Below are 15,059 nucleotides of genomic sequence, written 5' to 3'. Positions count from 1 at the left end.
TCCGCCGCCCGCCTACCCCCGCAGCGCGCGGATCAGCGCCGCCATGTCGGGGGGCGGCGCGCTCTCGAAGAGGAGGGGCTTGCCCGTGCCGGGGTGGGGAAAGCCCAAGGTGGCGGCGTGAAGCGCCTGCCGGGGAAAGGCCGCGGCCTCGGCCGCGCCGGGGGCGTCCTTCGGCAGCTTGCGGCGACCGCCATAGACGGGATCGCCGATCAGCCCGTGCCCGATATGCTGCATATGGACCCTGATCTGATGGGTCCGCCCGGTCTCGAGCCGGCATTCGACGAGGGCGGCGCCCTGGAACGCCTCGCGGACGCGCAGGCGGGTTACGGCGTGGCGGCCCCGGTCGAAGAACACCGCCTGGCGCTGACGGTCGGTGCGGTGACGGTCCAGCCGGGTGGTGACCTTCACCCACCCATCCTCGAGGGAGGCGCCGGGCACCCCGCGCAGCCGCGGGTCGCCCCCGTCCGGCACCCCATGGCAGACCGCGAGATAGGCCCGCCGGACCGCATGTCGCGCGAAGAGGTCCGAGAGGTGCGCGTGCGCCGCGTCCGTCTTCGCCACCACGAGAAGGCCCGAGGTGTCCTTGTCGATCCGGTGCACGATGCCCGGCCGCGCGACACCGCCCACGCCCGACAGGCGGTCCCCGCAATGGGCCATCAGCGCGTTCACCAGCGTGCCCGAAGGGGTGCCGGGCGCGGGGTGGACGACCATTCCGGCGGGCTTGTCCACCACGATCAGGGCGTCGTCCTCGTAGACGACCGCGAGGGGGATGGCCTCGGCCTCGATATGGCTCTCGGCGGGGTCCGGGACGGCGATCGACCAGACCTCGCCTGAGCGGACGGCGGCCTTGGGCGAGGTCTCGGCCACCCCGCCGCGCGACACCGCCCCCGCCGCGATCAACGCCGCGATACGCGAGCGCGAGAGGGCCGCGCCCGGGTCCACGTCGCGCGCGAGCGCCTTGTCGAGGCGCGCGGGGGGCTCTAGCCCGATCTCGACCCTGACGAGGCGCCCCATGTCCGATCCCGATCCCCAGCAGCCCGCGATCCCCGAGCTGCGCTTCCTGAAGGTGCTCGTGACGACGCTGACGGTCACGATGATCCTCGGGGTCCTAGCGATCGTCGCCCTGCTCGTCACGCGCCTGCCAGACGGCACCGTCCCGCTGCCGGACGCGCTGGACCTTCCCGAAGGGGCCGAGCCCGTCGCCTTCACCCGCGGGCCGGACTGGCTGGCGGTGGCCACGCCGGACGCGATCCTGATCTACGACGCCGCCGGGACGCTGCGGCGCACGGTCGAGCTGCGCTGACGCGCCTTCCCCTTCGGCCCGCGGCCCTCTAGGTCCACCGCCATGGACGACGCCCAGAACGACCCCCTGCCCTACGAGACCCCTGGCCCGGTCGAGCGCGACTGGTCCGACGTCATCTCCAGGACCGAGGACATCCTCGAGGACGCGCGCAACGGGCGGATGTTCGTGCTCGTCGATCACGAGGACCGCGAGAACGAGGGCGATCTCGTGATCCCAGCGCAGATGGCCACGCCCGAGAGGATCAACTTCATGGCCACGCACGGGCGCGGCCTGATCTGCCTCGCGCTGGCCTCGGATCGGGTGGACGCGCTGGGCCTGCCCTTGATGGCGACGCAGAACTCGTCCCGGCACGAGACGGCGTTCACGACGTCCATCGAGGCGCGCGAGGGGGTATCGACGGGCATCTCCGCCCATGACCGCGCCCTGACGGTGGCGGTGGCCATCGATGCCGCGAAGGGCCCCCAGGACATCGCCACGCCGGGCCACGTCTTCCCCCTGCGCGCGCGCGAGGGCGGCGTCCTCGTCCGCGCGGGGCACACGGAGGCGGCCGTCGACATCGCGCGGCTAGCGGGGCTGAACCCCTCCGGCGTGATCTGCGAGATCATGAACGAGGACGGGACCATGTCCCGCCTGCCCGACCTCGTGGCCTTCGCGCAGCGGCACGGGCTCAAGATCGGAACCATCAGCGACCTGATCGCCTACCGCCGCCGGCACGATAACCTCGTGACCATGCGCGACGAGCAGACCGTCGCGTCCGAGTTCGGCGGTGACTGGACCCTGCGCATCTACACGGACCAGACCGAGGGGGCCGAGCATATCGCCCTCATGAAGGGCGACATCTCGGGCGAGGCGCCCGTCCTCGTGCGGATGCACACGCTCGACCCGATGCTCGACGTGATCGGCCTGGGTCCCGCGGGCCGCACGGGGGAGTTCGCGGACGCCATGCGCCTGATCGCCGAGGAGGGGCGCGGCGTGCTGGTGCTGCTGCGCGACCTGCACATGAAGCTCCAGACCTCGGAGGAGGTGAGCCCGCGCACATTGCGGCAATACGGGCTGGGGGCGCAGATCCTGTCGTCGCTGGGGCTGTCGAAGCTCGTCCTGCTGACCAACTCGCCCCGCCCGAAGGTGGTCGGCCTCGACGCCTACGGGCTGGAGATCGTCGCGACCCGCCGCATCACGGAGCAGTAGCCCCCATGGCCGGACATTCCGACAACGTCGCCGACCTGCCCGCCTTCGACGAGGCGCCCCGGATCGCCATCGTCATCGCGCACTACTACAAGGCCGTCGGCGACGCCCAGCTGGCCTCGGCCAAGGCAGTGATCGAGGCCGCCGGCGCGACATGGGAGGTCCTGAACGTCCCCGGATCGCTGGAGATCGGGCCTGCCATCGCGATGGCCCACCGGCAGGGCGAGTTCGACGGGTTCGTCGCGCTGGGCTGCGTGATCCGGGGCCGGACCTCGCATTACGACGTCGTCGTGAACGAGAGCGCGCGCGCCATCACCATGCTCGGCCTGTCGGGCGCGTGCGTGGGCAACGGGATCATCACGGTCGAGAACCGGGAGCAGGCGGACGAGCGCGCGGACCCCGCCCGCCTGGACACCGCGGGCGGCGCGGCGGCCGCGGCGCTGCACCTGATCGCGCTGCAACGGTCCCTCGGGCCGGGGGAGAAGGGCGTGGGGTTCCGGCTGGCGACGAGATGAGGATGCGGGCGCCTCGGCGCGCCTGACGCCGGGGCCCTGGTTGACCCCCTCGCGGGCCGCGCCTACCTGCCGCCGCCATGCCGAACACCGACAAGCAGTCCCTTCGCCAGCAGGCCCGTCGCCGCAAGTCTGCCGCCCGCCTCTTCGCGGTGCAGGCGCTCTACCAGATGGAGGTGACGGACCGCACCGTGGACGCCGTCCGGCGGGAGTTCGAGGATCACCGCTTCGGCGAGCGCTTCGAGGATCACGAGATGGAGGAGGGCGACGTCGATCACTTCCGCGCCCTCCTGGAAAGGGCCGTGGACGAGCAGGCCGGGATCGACCAGGCGACGGACCGCGCCCTGGTCGAGCGCTGGCCGCTCAAGCGGATCGACCCGACCCTGCGCGCCCTGTTCCGGGCCGCCGGGGCCGAGCTGAAGGGAGATACCCCGCCGAAGGTGGCCATCACCGAGTTCGTGGAGGTCGCCCGCGCCTTCTTCCCCGAAGGCCGCGAGCCGAAGTTCGTGAACGCCGTCCTCGACCACATGGCGCGCGAGATGCGGCCCGAGGCGTTCGAGGCGCGTTGATGCCGGCGCGCCGCGCGCCACCTCTGCCGCCAGGAGGGTCGACCGTGCCGCCCATCTTCCGCTTCTGGCTGAGGCATTGCGCGATCGGCTTCGGGGCCGCCGCGGGGTTCGTCGCGCTCCTGCTCGTCACCGACACGGCCGGGTTGCGGGGGCTGATCCTCGGCTCAGACGTGGCGGCGCTGGCGCTGTTCCTGCTGTGGTTCTTCAACGGGATCGTCTTCGCCGGGGCGCAATGCGGCATCGCCGTCTTCCGCCTCGCCGAAGCGGACGACGGATGACGAGACGCGCCCGCCGCACGGGCCGGGCTGCGCCGGTTCGCGTGCATGCCGGGACCGGGCGGACGCTGGCGCCGAGGCGGGGAAAGCGTGACGGGCCCGTACGCGACCGTCGGGTCGGTGCATTCCCGAGGACCTGATAAATCAGGTGGGAGCCAGGTAGCCGGACCAAGATCCGGTCAGCGCCAGCCCCCTCGGATGTGCGTAAGGCCACCGGAATAGTTCGCCCGGCACGGGAAGGACAGCACCCGTCACGGCAGACGACCTAGGCGCGGGGGAAGGTCCGGGCAAGGGGGACGCGGGCCGCGACGGCCATGTCGGCCGGACAGGGCGACCCGCCGCCCCGCGGCGAACCGCGGACCGCGCGAAGCCGCGCGCGGGGCCCTGCGACCTTCCGACTCGCTTGGCTTCCGTTCGCCCTCCGTTCATGCTGCGACCTCATGGGACAGCTCCTCGACCTCCGGCCCGGCGACGACGCCGAGCGGCTCGGCGCGATGCAGCCGGGGCAGCGCCTGGCGCGGGGCGTGGTGCGGCATCTCTCGTCCTCTCACGGCTTCGCCTGCCTGGAGGAGTTCAGCCCGACCCGCGGCCTCCGCACGGATGTCTGCGCCCTCGGGCCCAAGGGCGAGGTCTGGGTGGTCGAGTGCAAGTCGTCCCGCGCCGATTTCCAGTCGGACGGCAAGTGGCAGGGCTACCTCGAATGGTGCGACCGCTACTTTTGGGCCGTGGACGGGGCCTTCCCGCAGGAGCTGCTGCCCGACGGCACCGGGATCATCCTGGCCGACGCCTGGGACGCCGTGATCCACCGCCCCGCCCCGGAGGAGCGGATGGCCGGCGCCCGGCGCAAGGCGCTGACCCAGCGCTTCGCCCGTTGCGCCGCCCAGCGCCTGTCCTACGCGCGCGACCCGGGCTGGTCCGCAGGCTAGGCGCCGAACGCCTTGGCACGGGCGGCGGCGGCCCTGATCTCGTCGGCGATCTCCTCGGCCTCCTCGGGGTCGAAGTCCATCGGGATGCCGTGCCCGCCCGATTCGATGTAGATGCGGACCATGCCCTTGTCGGTCGGGCCGATCTGCAGCCCGGCCTCGGCGTCGCTCTCGTCGTTGATGCCCATGTCGCGTACTCCTTCGACGCGCGCAGATGGGCCGGCGGGAAGAGGTTGTCGAGTGGACAAGGCATGCGAGTTGCGCGGCGTCGCGCCCGGGGACATCGGCTGGGCCGTCATGGAGCACGGGCGCCTCTACGCCCGTGACGAAGGCTACGGCCCGGCCTTCGAAGCCCTCGTAGCGCGGGTGGCGGCGAATTTCCTGGAGGCGGGGGACCCCCTCTCGCGCGGCTGGATCGCTTGGTCGGGGGACCGGCGCGTGGGCTGCGTGTTCTGCATGGACGACGGCGCCGGATGGTCGCGGCTGCGGATGTTCCTCGTGCTGCCGGAGGCGCGCGGGACGGGGCTGGCGGACCGGCTGTTCGACGCCCTGGTGGACTGGTCGGCCGCGAAGGGACAGCGGGGCCTGCGCCTGCGCACCCACGAGAGCCACCGCGCGGCGGGTCGCCTCTATGCCCGCAAGGGGATGCGCCTGACCGCGGCCGAGCCCGTGACGGCGTTCGGGCAGGCCACGGTGGAGCAGCTCTGGGAAGGGAACCTCGCCGCCCTTGCGGCACGGCGCCGGGGGCGCTAGGTGCGGCCCCGCGTGCCGCCTTAGCTCAGTAGGTTAGAGCGCTTGATTGTGGATCAAGAGGTCCCCCGTTCGAGCCGGGGAGGCGGTACCACCCCCCTGCCCCGCCCTCGCGCCCGCCCTGCCGGGGCGGAGGCTCCGCGCGGCGCATGGGCCATCACTGCTGGCGCTTGCGTATCATCTTCAGCACCTGCCGCCGGGGCGCGAGGCCGATCGTGCGGAGCATGGCGGCCAGCCTGCGGTCGTTGATCGCGACGAGGTCGCCGCGCAGCATCGCGTCGTAGCCCACCTCGGCCACGCTCTCGGCCGTGGCGCCGCCGGCCTTCACCAGATCGGTATGGCGCATCTGCGCGACGTCCGCGAACTCGGTCTCGACATAGCCGGGGGCGAGGACGGTGACGGTGACGCCGTGCTCGCGCAGCTCTTCGTCGAGGGCCTGCGAGAAGGAGTTCACGAACGCCTTGGTCGCGTAGTACGTCGCCTGGAACGGCCCTGGCACGAAGCCCGCCGTCGAGCCGACGTTCAGGATGCGTCCCGAACCGCGCGCCTTCATCGCGCGCCCGTAGTGATGGCAGAGCTCGACCAGGCGCGTGACGTTGAGGTCGATCATGGCGAGGTCGCGGTCGAGGTCGCGGTCGGTGAACGCGCCCGTTCCCCCGAAGCCCGCGTTGTTCACCAGGTAGTCGGGGATGCGCCCGCCCGCCGCGTCGATCAGCGCGCGGGCCCCGCCTGCCGCGCCGAGGTCCTGCGCGACCACCCGGGTCTCGGTCCCGTGGGCGTCCTTCAACTCGACGGCGAGCGCTTCGAGCGCGTCGGCCCTGCGCGCGGTGACGATCAGGTCGCCTCCGCGCGCCGCATGGAGCCGCGCGATCTCGCGGCCGATCCCGGCGGAGGCACCGGTGACGAGGGCGAGCGGCTTCGTCATCCTGCTGTCTCCTGAAGTCGTGCGACGTAGCGGGCGAGGGTGTCGATCTCGAGGTTCACGCGGTCGCCCTCCTTCCGGTCGCCGAAGGTCGTGTGCGCGCGCGTGTGGGGGATCAGGTTCACGCCGAAGCGCGCGCCCTCCACCTCGTTCACGGTAAGCGAGACGCCGTTCAGGGTCACGCTGCCTTTCGGGGCCATGAACCGTGCGACGTCCTCGGGGGCGTCGAAGACCATCCGCAGGCTGTCGCCCTCAGGCGCCATCGCGGCGATGGGGGCGGTGCCGTCCACATGGCCCGAGACGATGTGCCCGCCCAGCTCGTCCCCCACGCGCAGCGCCCGCTCCAGGTTGACGCGGGTGCCTTCGGACCAGCCGCCGAGGGCGGTCTTCGACAGCGTCTCGGCGGATGCGTCGACCTCGAACCAGTCGTCGCCGAGGGCGACCGCGGTGAGGCAGCAGCCGTCGCAGGCGATCGAGGCGCCGAGGTCGATCGTGGCGATGTCGTAGGCGGTGCGGATGCGGAAGCGGGCGTCGCCCCTGTCCTCGCGGGCGAGGACGACCCCGATGTCCGTGACGATGCCGGTGAACATGGCGACGGGACTACGCGTCGGGCCGGTTCGGCGCAACGGCGCGGTGCGCCTCGGCGGCCGCGGTACATGTCGAACACCGGCTCGAGCGGGACCGCACGGGGGGAGGCATCGCGTGCGGACCCACCTCGACGGCACGTTCCCCGTGACCCGGGCCGTGCCGGGGACGATGCGGGCGGCGGGTTGGGGCCCGATTGTCAACATCGCCTCGATCGCCGGGAAGGAGGGCAATCCCGACATCCGGCCCGTTCGGTCCCGGAGGCGGCCGTGATCACCCCGGCCAAGTCCATCGGCGAGGAGGAGGCGGATCGCGACATCGCCGACGACGCGCGCCCCCGACCGCCGCCCGCACCCGGATCTTCGACCAGATGAGCCGGAAGCACATCGACTACATGCTCCCGAAGATCCCGCGGAGGCGCTTTCCGAAGGTGGACGCGGCTGCCGCGGTGATCCGCCGGCTCGCCTCGCCGGGGAACTCGCCCATCACCGGGGCGGTCTGGGACCTCTCCGGCGGCCAGGCGATCCATGAAGCGTCCCGCGACATCGCTGGAACGGAGAAAGTCACGAAACTTTCCCACTACGAGACACCGGGATCGGAACGCCCGGGCTTGGTCGACGGGCTCGGCATGCAGGAGCAGGAGGTCCGGCGGGAGGCGGGGCCTTCCTGACGGGCGCCCCGCCGCGCCGCGCCCAGACGGCACCCCTCCGCCCCCCGGAAGGGCCGCCATCGTCCCGCCCATGTTCCGTGGTATGGCCTTCCACACACGCGAGGAATATCGATGGCGCATGCGCGCGAGGGGGACATCGTGAGGGCCGCCCATCCGGGCAGGGGACCGAACCGGCGGTTCCTTCTGCTGCAGGGGCCGCACGGGCCGTTCTTCTCGCAGCTCGCCCGGCATCTGCGCGACGCGGGGGCGCAGGTCCGCCGCGTCGGCTTCAACGCCGGCGACGCGGCCTTCTGGCACGGCCCCGGGTTCGTGCGCTTCGACGCCCCGCAGGAGGCGTGGCCCGCCTTCGCCGATGACCTCATGTCGCGCGAGGGGACCACGGATCTCGTCCTCTACGGCGACGTCCGCCCCGTCCACGCCGAGGCGATCCGCCTCGCCGAAGCGCGGGGGATCCGCGTCCATGTCTTCGAGGAAGGCTACATGCGGCCCTACTGGGTCACCTACGAACGGGGCGGCTCGAACGGCCGGTCGCGGCTGATGACGACGTCGATCGCGGACATGCGCGCCGCCCTAGCCGCGAGCGGGATGGAGGGCCCGGAGACGCCCGGCCACTGGGGCGACACGCGCCAGCACGTGTTCTGGGGCGCGGCCTATCACGGGGCCGTCCTGCTCGGCGCGCGGCGATGGCCGGCCTTCCGGCCGCACCGGACGATCGGCATCGGGCAGGAAGCGATGCTTCACGCCCGTCGCCTCGGCGGGATGCCGGCGGCGGCGGCGTTGCGGCGCGGGGTCACCGCGCGCATCCAGCGCGGCGGCTGGCCGTTCCACCTCGTCCTTCTGCAGCTCGCGCACGATGCCTCGCTGACCGCGCATTCCGACTTCTCCAGCCCGCGGGATTTCGCCGACACGGTCGTCCGGGGCTTCGCGGAAGGGGCGCCGCCGCATCACCGCCTGGTCTTCAAGGCTCATCCCCTGGAGGACGGGCGCGCACGGCCCCGGGACGCGGTCCGCGCGGCCGCCCGCCGGCACGGCGTCGAGGGACGCGTCCACTACGTGCCCGGCGGCAAGCTGGCCCGCCTGCTGGACGACGCGCGCAGCGCGGTGACGGTGAACAGCACGGCCGGGCAGCAGGTCCTCTGGCGCGGCCTGCCCCTTAAGACCTTCGGCGCGGCAGTCTACGACAAGCCGGAGTTCGTGAGCCCGCAGCCCCTTCCCGACTTCTTCGCCCGCCCCGGGCGCCCCGACAGCCGCGCCTACAAGGACTACCGCCGCTACCTCCTCGAGACCTCGCAGGTCGCGGGCGGCTTCTACAGCGCCCGCGGGCGGCGGCAGCTCCTGCGGCAGGTGGTGGACATGGTCCTGGCCCCCGAGAATCCCTACGACGCGCTCAGCTCGGGCCGTGCGTCGCCCCGGCAACAACTGCGGGTGGTCCGCTGAGGGCCGGTTGGCCCGGATCGACGGCGCGCGCTAGCGTCGCACGAACGACGGACGACCGGGGGCCGCTCGCCGAGGCATGGCCCAGGACGAGGGGGGCGGGCAGTTGAGCCAATCCATCGCGGGCCGCCGGACCCGGATCATGACGGGGGCCGCCCTCTCGGCCGTGCTCGGCCTCGGGGCTTGCGGGATCCTGCCGCGAATCGGCCCCTCCAAGGGCGAGATCTACGAAGGCTCGGTCCTGCGCTCGGGCGACGCGTTCGTGGTCGAGGTGAACGACCGCGTGACCCGCGCGACGGCCGTGGTGCCCGCGCTGACCTTCGACCGGCACTTCCTGGCGGCCGGGGCCATCGGCGCGGACACGATCCGGCCGGGCGACGTCATCGGCTTGACCGTGTTCGAGAACGTCGAGGAAGGGCTGCTGGCCACGGGCGGCGCCGGGGCGGCCGCCCTGCCCGAGCTGCAGGTGGACGAATCCGGCTTCATCTTCGTTCCCTATGCGGGCCGCATCCGCGCCGCCGGCCAGACGCCCGAGGCGCTGCGGCGCATCATCACCGCCCGCCTCGACGAGCAGACGCCCGACCCGCAGGTCCTCGTCCAGCGCGTGGCCGGCGACGGGGCGTCCGTGTCCATCGTCTTTCCCGGAGCAGGCTCCAGCGTGGTGCCGCTGCAGCGGGCTACCCGGACGCTCCTGCCGGCGCTGGCGGCGGCCGGTGCGGTGCCCGCGAACCCCGAGACGGCGCAGGTGACGATCACGCGGGCCGGGCGGTCCAGGTCCGTCTGGTACGACGAGCTCCTGCGCGAGCCGGCGCTCGACATCGCGCTGCGCGACGGCGACGCGATCGTCGTGGACAACCCGCCGCTGTCCTTCACCGCGCTCGGCGCGACGGGGGCGCAGACGCAGGTCCGCTTCGAGGAGAGGACTACCAGCGCGCTGGAGGCGATCGCGCAGGTCGGTGGCCTCTCGCCCACCACCGCGGACCCGACGGGCGTGTTCGTCCTGCGCAACGAGGCCGAGCCCGTAGCCGCGCAGGTGCTGGGCCGCGGCGACCTCCAAGGCGCCCAGCGGATGATCTACGTCCTCGACCTGACGCGGCCGAACGGCCTCTTCGAGGCGCGCGACTTTTTGATCCGGGACGGCGACACGGTCTACGTGACAGAGGCGCCCTACGCGCAGTTCACGCGGATCATCACCTCGATCACCGGGGCGGCCACGGCGGCGACCGGGCTGCCGGACACGCTGGCGGGTGGCTGAGGATCGGGGGGCGGGACCTCGCCTGGGCCGCCCTTCTCCGGCAAGAAGGCGCACCCGATGGTCCCGCTCCACGTCTTCTCGCGCAGCTTCCTGACCGACCGCCGCTTGCGGGCGATGCTGCGCGGCGCCGGTTGGTCGCCGCGCCTCGGATGGCCGGACGCCCGGGGAACGGTCGGGATCTGGGGCGCCTCGCCCGCCTCGGCGCGGGGCAGGCAGGTCGCGGCGCGCACGGGCGCGGCGGTGCTGCGAATCGAGGACGCGCCGATCCGCTCGGTCCTGCCGGGGCGGTCGGGCGAGGCGCCGCTGGGCCTGACGCTCGATCGATCGGGCGTGCACTTCGACCCCTCAGGGCCGAGCGATCTCGAGACGCTCCTGGCGACCCATCCGCTGGATGACGCCGCCCTCCTGTCGCGGGCGCGGGACGGGATGGAGCGGCTCGCCGCGATGGGGGCATCGAAATACTCGGCCCACGACCCCGCCGTCCCGCCGCCGGAGCCGGGATACGCCCTCGTGCTGGACCAGACGCGGGGCGACGCCGCCGTGACGGCCTCGCGCGGGACACAGGCCGTCTTCGCCGAGATGCTGTTCGCAGCCCGCGAGGACCATCCCGGGGCCCGCATCCTGATCCGTGCGCATCCGGAGACGGCCGAGGGTCATCGCCCGGGGCACTACGCGCCCGGCGCGGGCGAGCTGGCCGATCCGGCCGTGGGCCTGCGCGCGCTGCTGGAAGGGGCGGTGGGGGTCTATACCCTCTCCTCCCAGGGCGGCTTCGACGCGATCCTCGCGGGGCACCGTCCGGCGGTCTTCGGCGCGCCCTTCTACGCGGGCTGGGGGCTGACGGACGACCGTGCGCCCGAAGGCCTCGTGCCGCGGGCACGCCGGGGCCGGACGCTCACGCGTGCGCAGATCTTCGCTGGGGCGATGCTGCTGCACCCGTTCTGGTGGGACGGGTTCCGGGGGCGCGAGGGCACGTTCGAGACTGCCCTCGACGAGCTCGAGGCGCGACTTCGGGCCTGGCGCGAGGACCGGCACGGCCATGTGGCAGTCGGAATGCGACTGTGGAAGCGCAGGTCGATCCAGCGGATGTTCGGTCGCTGGCGCCGCGTCGCGTTCGAGGACCGCCCGGTGCCCGCCGTGGAGAAGGCAAAGGCGGAGGGCCGGGACTTGCTGGTCTGGGGAACGGCCGAGCTTCCCGGCGTGCCCGCCCTGCGGCGGGCCGAGGACGGGTTTCTCCGCTCGCGGGGGCTTGGGGCCGATCTCGTCCCGCCGCTCAGCCTCGTGACCGACGGGCGCGGCCTCTACTACGACCCGTCCCGGCCCAGCGACCTAGAGGCGGCGGTCCGGCCCCTGCGAGACTGGGAAGCGCGGCGGGCGGAGCGGCTGATCGCCTCGCTCAGGGCCGCGGGGGTGGGCAAGTACAACCTCGGCGGCACCGTCCCGCCCCTGCCGGACGGGCCGCGCGTCCTGGTGCCCGGTCAGGTCGAGGACGACGCGTCGATCCGCCTCGGCGCGGGCGAGGTCCGAACGAACCGGGCGCTGCTCGAGGCGGCGCGTGCCGCGCGGCCGGGTGCCGCGATCCTCTACAAGCCTCACCCCGACGTGGAGAGGGGGCTGCGGCCAGGCGCCCTGCCGGATGCGCACGCGCTGGCGGACATGGTTCTGGAGGGGGTCGACGCCGCCGCGCTGCTGGACGCCGTGGACGAAGTCTGGACCATGACGTCGACCTTGGGATTCGAGGCCCTCCTGCGGGGGGTGCCCGTCACCTGCCTCGGCGTGCCGTTCTATGCCGGCTGGGGGCTGACGACGGATCTGGAGGGCGCCCCCGCCCGGCGGGGCGCGGCGACGCTGGAGGCGCTAGTCCATGCGGCGCTGATCGACTACCCGCGCTACCACGACCCGGCCACGAACGCGCCCTGCCCCGTCGAGGTGGCGATCGAGCGTCTGGCCTCGGGCGCAGTGCCCCGTCGCGGCCCCGGCCTGCGTGCGCTGGCGAAGGCGCAGGGCCTGCTGGCGGGCCGGACCCACCTCTGGCGATGAGGCGATGCACCGAGGGAGGGTTCCGCAGGACCTGCCCGCCTTCAGGCACGGCCCCACCGCGCGAGGGTGTCCGGCCCCACGGGGCGCAGTTCGCGAAGGGCGAAGCGGGGCGCGTCCGCGAGGGCATCCACGCCGAGCGCACCGAGCATCGGGCGCCCCTCGGCCCCGAGGGCGACGCCCGCGCCGAAGACGAGGAGCTCGTCCGCCAGCCCCGCCTGGAGGAGCGCCGCGGCGAGCGTGCCGCCGCCCTCGCAGAGCACGCGCGTCACCCCCCTCCCCGCGAGTGCCCGTAGAGCCGCGGCGGGATCGACATGCCGTCCACGCGGGCTCGGGATCGCGATCCGCTCTGCGCCGGCGGCATCCCAGGCGGTCCGGGCGTCACCCGGCGCGCCTTCGCCATGGACGAGGATCACGGGCACCTCGCGCGCCGTGGCGGCGAGGCGGCCCAGCGGCAAGTCGAGGCGGCGCGAGAGGACCGCGCGCACGGGCTGCCGGGGCACGGGGAAGCCGCGGACGGAAAGGTCGGGGTCGTCGGCGCGCACGGTGCCCGCGCCGACGAGGACGGCATCGTGGCGGGCCCGCTCGGCATGGACGAGGCGGCGCGCCTCGGTCGAGGTGATCCAGCGGCTCTCGCCCGTCGCGGTTGCAATCCGCCCGTCGAGCGTCGCGGCGAGCTTGAGGGTCACGAAGGGCCTGCCCTCGGTGCGCGAGAGGAGGAAGCCCGCCTGATCCCGCGCGGCCCGGCCGGCGCGCACGCCTTCCACCACCTCGATCCCCGCGGCGCGCATCCTTGCCGCGCCCGCGCCGTCCACGCGGGGGTCGGGATCGCGCAGGGCCAGGACGCATCGGGCGATGCCGGCCTCGATCAACGCGTCCGCGCAGGGCGCCGTCGCGCCCCGATGGGCGCAGGGCTCGAGCGTGACGTAGGCGGTCCCGCCCCGCGCCGCTGCGCCCGCCAAGTCGAGGGCCACCCGCTCCGCGTGGGGCCTGCCGCCGGGGGCGGTGCGGCCCCGGCCGACCACCCTGCCCTCCCGAACGATCACGCAGCCGACGGCCGGGTTCGGCGCGGTCTGCCCCAGCCCGCGGCGCCCCAGGGCGAGGGCGACGTCCATCCAGCGCAGGTCGTCGGAAGCGGCCCCCGTCACCCCTCGGGGGCCTTGGGGCGTAATTCGCTCACGAAGTCCTCGAAGTCGTCCGGGGCCTGGAAATTCTTGTAGACGCTGGCGAAGCGAACATAGGCGACGGTATCGACCCGCTGCAGCGTCTCCATCACGATCTCGCCGATCCGGTCTGAGCGGACGTCCGTGTCGCCGAGCGACTCCAGCCGCCGCACGATGCCCGAGATGATCTGATCCATGCGCTCGGGCTCCATGGGCCGCTTCTGCAGCGCGATGCGGATCGAGCGGGAGAGCTTGTCGCGGTCGAATTCCTCGCGCCGGCCGTTGGACTTTATGACGACGAGGTCGCGGAGCTGCACGCGCTCGTAGGTGGTGAAGCGGCCGCCGCATTGCGTGCAGTGGCGCCTGCGACGGATGGCGGCGTGATCCTCGGCGGGTCGGGAGTCCTTCACCTGGGTATCGACGTTTCCGCAGAACGGGCAGCGCATGGACGGGTCCCTCCCCTTGCGCCTCGGTTATGGCGCCGCGCGAGCCCTTGGGGAAGCCCCCCGCACAGGGCACAGGATGCGGGGGCGCGCACGGGCGAGCCGTGTGGACGTGGCCGGTGGGCGAGGTTCGAATGGACGGACGTCCGCGTCCTAGGCCATCCCGGCCCTCACGTCCGGGCCTCCCCCGGCGGGTTCCACGGGGGGAGGTCCATCAGGCGAAGTGACGCGCCACCCGCCGCAGGTGCGGGCGGGACCGATGCTCCCAGAGATAGATGCCCTGCCAGGTGCCCAGCAGCGGTCGCCCTGCCATGACGGGGATGGACAGCGAAACCGGAAGATGCGCCGCGCGGATGTGTGCGGGCATGTCGTCGGGGCCTTCCGCGCGGTGGCGCAGGAACGTCATGCCGGGGTCGTCCGCATGGGGCACGAGACGCTCCGCCCAGGCCTGAAGGTCGCGGCGGACGTCCGGGTCAGCGTTCTCCTGCACGAGGATCGAGCAGGAGGTGTGGCGCACGAAGAGCGTCAGAAGGCCGTCGCGCGCCGGAAGACCGTCGCGGGCCCGGTCCGTGAACTCGACTAGGCCGGGCCCGCGGGTCGGGATCTCGATCTCGGAGAGGATCAATCGACGAACAGCCCTTCCTGGTCGCAGATCAACAGGGCATGTGCCGCGCTCATGCTCTCGCCCGCGAGGGGCCGGACGATGAGGCCGGTGCCGCGCCCGTCGGCACCGAAGGCGAAATAGGCGGTCCGTGCCCCGTCGAACGCCGGATCGGGCGCCACGTCGCGCGTCAGGACGATCGACGCCCCACGCGGCAGGCCCTGCGTGTGGACGGCCCAGTCGGCGGCGGCGCAGAAGAACTCGCGCGCGGCGGCGCCGCCCATGGACCGAACTACCGCGCCTTCATCGGTCGGGAAGACCCGCAGTCCGTTGTCGGCCGGGTAGGCGTCGCCCTGTCCCGGCAGCAGGACGGACCCCGGCACGAGAAGGACGGCGGCGGTCAGGACGGCGCGTAGCATGGGTGGTCCTCCTTCC

19 protein-coding genes and 1 tRNA gene are annotated in these 15,059 nt (G+C 73.2%); 12 read left to right on the top strand and 8 right to left on the bottom strand.

Features of this window, described 5'->3' with window-relative positions; translation table 11 throughout:
• Nucleotides 1-12: 12 nt before the first annotated feature.
• A complete protein-coding gene (locus BCF33_RS01680) occupies nt 13-1,014 on the bottom strand; it encodes an RluA family pseudouridine synthase (RefSeq protein WP_106159207.1) in 1,002 nt (333 codons plus the stop codon).
• Between BCF33_RS01680 and BCF33_RS01675 the strand changes: the two genes are divergently transcribed.
• From BCF33_RS01675 to BCF33_RS01650, 6 genes are all read left to right on the top strand, one after another.
• A complete protein-coding gene (locus BCF33_RS01675) occupies nt 1,013-1,303 on the top strand; it encodes a DUF6476 family protein (protein WP_106159206.1) in 291 nt (96 codons plus the stop codon). The two genes, BCF33_RS01680 and BCF33_RS01675, sit on opposite strands and share 2 nt — an antisense overlap.
• 42 nt (nt 1,304-1,345) lie before the next feature.
• Nucleotides 1,346-2,491, top strand: coding sequence for a 3,4-dihydroxy-2-butanone-4-phosphate synthase (ribB, locus tag BCF33_RS01670; RefSeq protein ID WP_106159205.1), 1,146 nt, complete (start codon nt 1,346-1,348; stop codon nt 2,489-2,491).
• A gap of 5 nt (nt 2,492-2,496) precedes the next feature.
• On the top strand, nt 2,497-3,003 hold the full coding sequence (locus tag BCF33_RS01665) for a 6,7-dimethyl-8-ribityllumazine synthase (protein ID WP_106159204.1): 507 nt from the start codon (nt 2,497-2,499) through the stop codon (nt 3,001-3,003).
• Between the two features lie 77 nt (nt 3,004-3,080).
• Entirely contained in the window at nt 3,081-3,569 is a 489-nt protein-coding gene (nusB, locus tag BCF33_RS01660; RefSeq protein ID WP_106159203.1) for a transcription antitermination factor NusB, read from the top strand.
• A 44-nt stretch (nt 3,570-3,613) separates the two neighbouring features.
• Nucleotides 3,614-3,847, top strand: a complete 234-nt coding sequence (locus BCF33_RS01655) for a hypothetical protein (protein ID WP_106159202.1) — start codon at nt 3,614-3,616, stop codon at nt 3,845-3,847.
• A gap of 437 nt (nt 3,848-4,284) precedes the next feature.
• Nucleotides 4,285-4,770 carry an MmcB family DNA repair protein gene (locus BCF33_RS01650; RefSeq protein WP_245883682.1) on the top strand — a complete coding sequence of 162 codons (486 nt, stop codon included), beginning with the start codon at nt 4,285-4,287 and terminating at the stop codon, nt 4,768-4,770.
• Here BCF33_RS01650 and BCF33_RS01645 read toward each other — a convergent pair.
• Nucleotides 4,767-4,955, bottom strand: a complete 189-nt coding sequence (locus tag BCF33_RS01645; protein WP_106159201.1) for a DUF6324 family protein — start codon at nt 4,953-4,955, stop codon at nt 4,767-4,769. The genes BCF33_RS01650 and BCF33_RS01645 overlap by 4 nt on opposite strands.
• A gap of 52 nt (nt 4,956-5,007) precedes the next feature.
• Between BCF33_RS01645 and BCF33_RS01640 the strand changes: the two genes are divergently transcribed.
• A complete protein-coding gene (locus BCF33_RS01640; protein ID WP_158259330.1) occupies nt 5,008-5,520 on the top strand; it encodes a GNAT family N-acetyltransferase in 513 nt (170 codons plus the stop codon).
• A gap of 14 nt (nt 5,521-5,534) precedes the next feature.
• Nucleotides 5,535-5,611, top strand: a tRNA-His gene (locus tag BCF33_RS01635).
• Nucleotides 5,612-5,674: 63 nt separating this feature from the next.
• Here BCF33_RS01635 and BCF33_RS01630 read toward each other — a convergent pair.
• Together BCF33_RS01630 and BCF33_RS01625 are read right to left on the bottom strand one after the other, a co-directional pair.
• On the bottom strand, nt 5,675-6,442 hold the full coding sequence (locus BCF33_RS01630; RefSeq protein WP_106159199.1) for an SDR family NAD(P)-dependent oxidoreductase: 768 nt from the start codon (nt 6,440-6,442) through the stop codon (nt 5,675-5,677).
• On the bottom strand, nt 6,439-7,029 hold the full coding sequence (locus BCF33_RS01625) for a riboflavin synthase (protein ID WP_106159198.1): 591 nt from the start codon (nt 7,027-7,029) through the stop codon (nt 6,439-6,441). Before BCF33_RS01625 ends, BCF33_RS01630 begins: the two co-directional genes overlap by 4 nt.
• A 365-nt stretch (nt 7,030-7,394) precedes the next feature.
• On the opposite strand from BCF33_RS01625, the gene BCF33_RS01620 reads away from it, so the two are divergent.
• The 4 genes from BCF33_RS01620 to BCF33_RS01605 all read left to right on the top strand — a co-directional run bounded on the left by BCF33_RS01620 (nt 7,395) and on the right by BCF33_RS01605 (nt 12,420).
• The gene (locus tag BCF33_RS01620; RefSeq protein ID WP_106159197.1) at nt 7,395-7,694 is read left to right on the top strand and encodes a hypothetical protein; all 300 of its coding nucleotides are present in this window, start codon (nt 7,395-7,397) and stop codon (nt 7,692-7,694) included.
• Nucleotides 7,695-7,805: 111 nt separating this feature from the next.
• The gene (locus BCF33_RS01615; RefSeq protein ID WP_106159196.1) at nt 7,806-9,131 is read left to right on the top strand and encodes a capsule biosynthesis protein; all 1,326 of its coding nucleotides are present in this window, start codon (nt 7,806-7,808) and stop codon (nt 9,129-9,131) included.
• A gap of 139 nt (nt 9,132-9,270) precedes the next feature.
• Nucleotides 9,271-10,383 carry a polysaccharide biosynthesis/export family protein gene (locus tag BCF33_RS01610; RefSeq protein ID WP_245883749.1) on the top strand — a complete coding sequence of 371 codons (1,113 nt, stop codon included), beginning with the start codon at nt 9,271-9,273 and terminating at the stop codon, nt 10,381-10,383.
• A 57-nt stretch (nt 10,384-10,440) separates the two neighbouring features.
• Entirely contained in the window at nt 10,441-12,420 is a 1,980-nt protein-coding gene (locus BCF33_RS01605) for a capsular polysaccharide biosynthesis protein (protein WP_106159195.1), read from the top strand.
• Between the two features lie 41 nt (nt 12,421-12,461).
• Here BCF33_RS01605 and ribD read toward each other — a convergent pair whose 3' ends face one another.
• The 4 genes from ribD to BCF33_RS01585 all read right to left on the bottom strand — a co-directional run bounded on the left by ribD (nt 12,462) and on the right by BCF33_RS01585 (nt 15,043).
• Nucleotides 12,462-13,565, bottom strand: a complete 1,104-nt coding sequence (gene ribD, locus BCF33_RS01600; protein WP_342747412.1) for a bifunctional diaminohydroxyphosphoribosylaminopyrimidine deaminase/5-amino-6-(5-phosphoribosylamino)uracil reductase RibD — start codon at nt 13,563-13,565, stop codon at nt 12,462-12,464.
• Nucleotides 13,562-14,026 carry a transcriptional regulator NrdR gene (nrdR, locus tag BCF33_RS01595; protein WP_106159194.1) on the bottom strand — a complete coding sequence of 155 codons (465 nt, stop codon included), beginning with the start codon at nt 14,024-14,026 and terminating at the stop codon, nt 13,562-13,564. Before nrdR ends, ribD begins: the two co-directional genes overlap by 4 nt.
• 211 nt (nt 14,027-14,237) lie before the next feature.
• Nucleotides 14,238-14,645, bottom strand: coding sequence for a secondary thiamine-phosphate synthase enzyme YjbQ (locus BCF33_RS01590; protein WP_106160148.1), 408 nt, complete (start codon nt 14,643-14,645; stop codon nt 14,238-14,240).
• Entirely contained in the window at nt 14,645-15,043 is a 399-nt protein-coding gene (locus BCF33_RS01585; protein ID WP_106159193.1) for a hypothetical protein, read from the bottom strand. Before BCF33_RS01585 ends, BCF33_RS01590 begins: the two co-directional genes overlap by 1 nt.
• Nucleotides 15,044-15,059 lie beyond the last annotated feature (16 nt).

The sequence above is a fragment of the Hasllibacter halocynthiae genome, assembly GCF_003003095.1.
GTDB classification, from domain to species: Bacteria; Pseudomonadota; Alphaproteobacteria; order Rhodobacterales; family Rhodobacteraceae; genus Hasllibacter; species Hasllibacter halocynthiae.
This window is presented reverse-complemented; position numbering and strand designations above follow the sequence as displayed.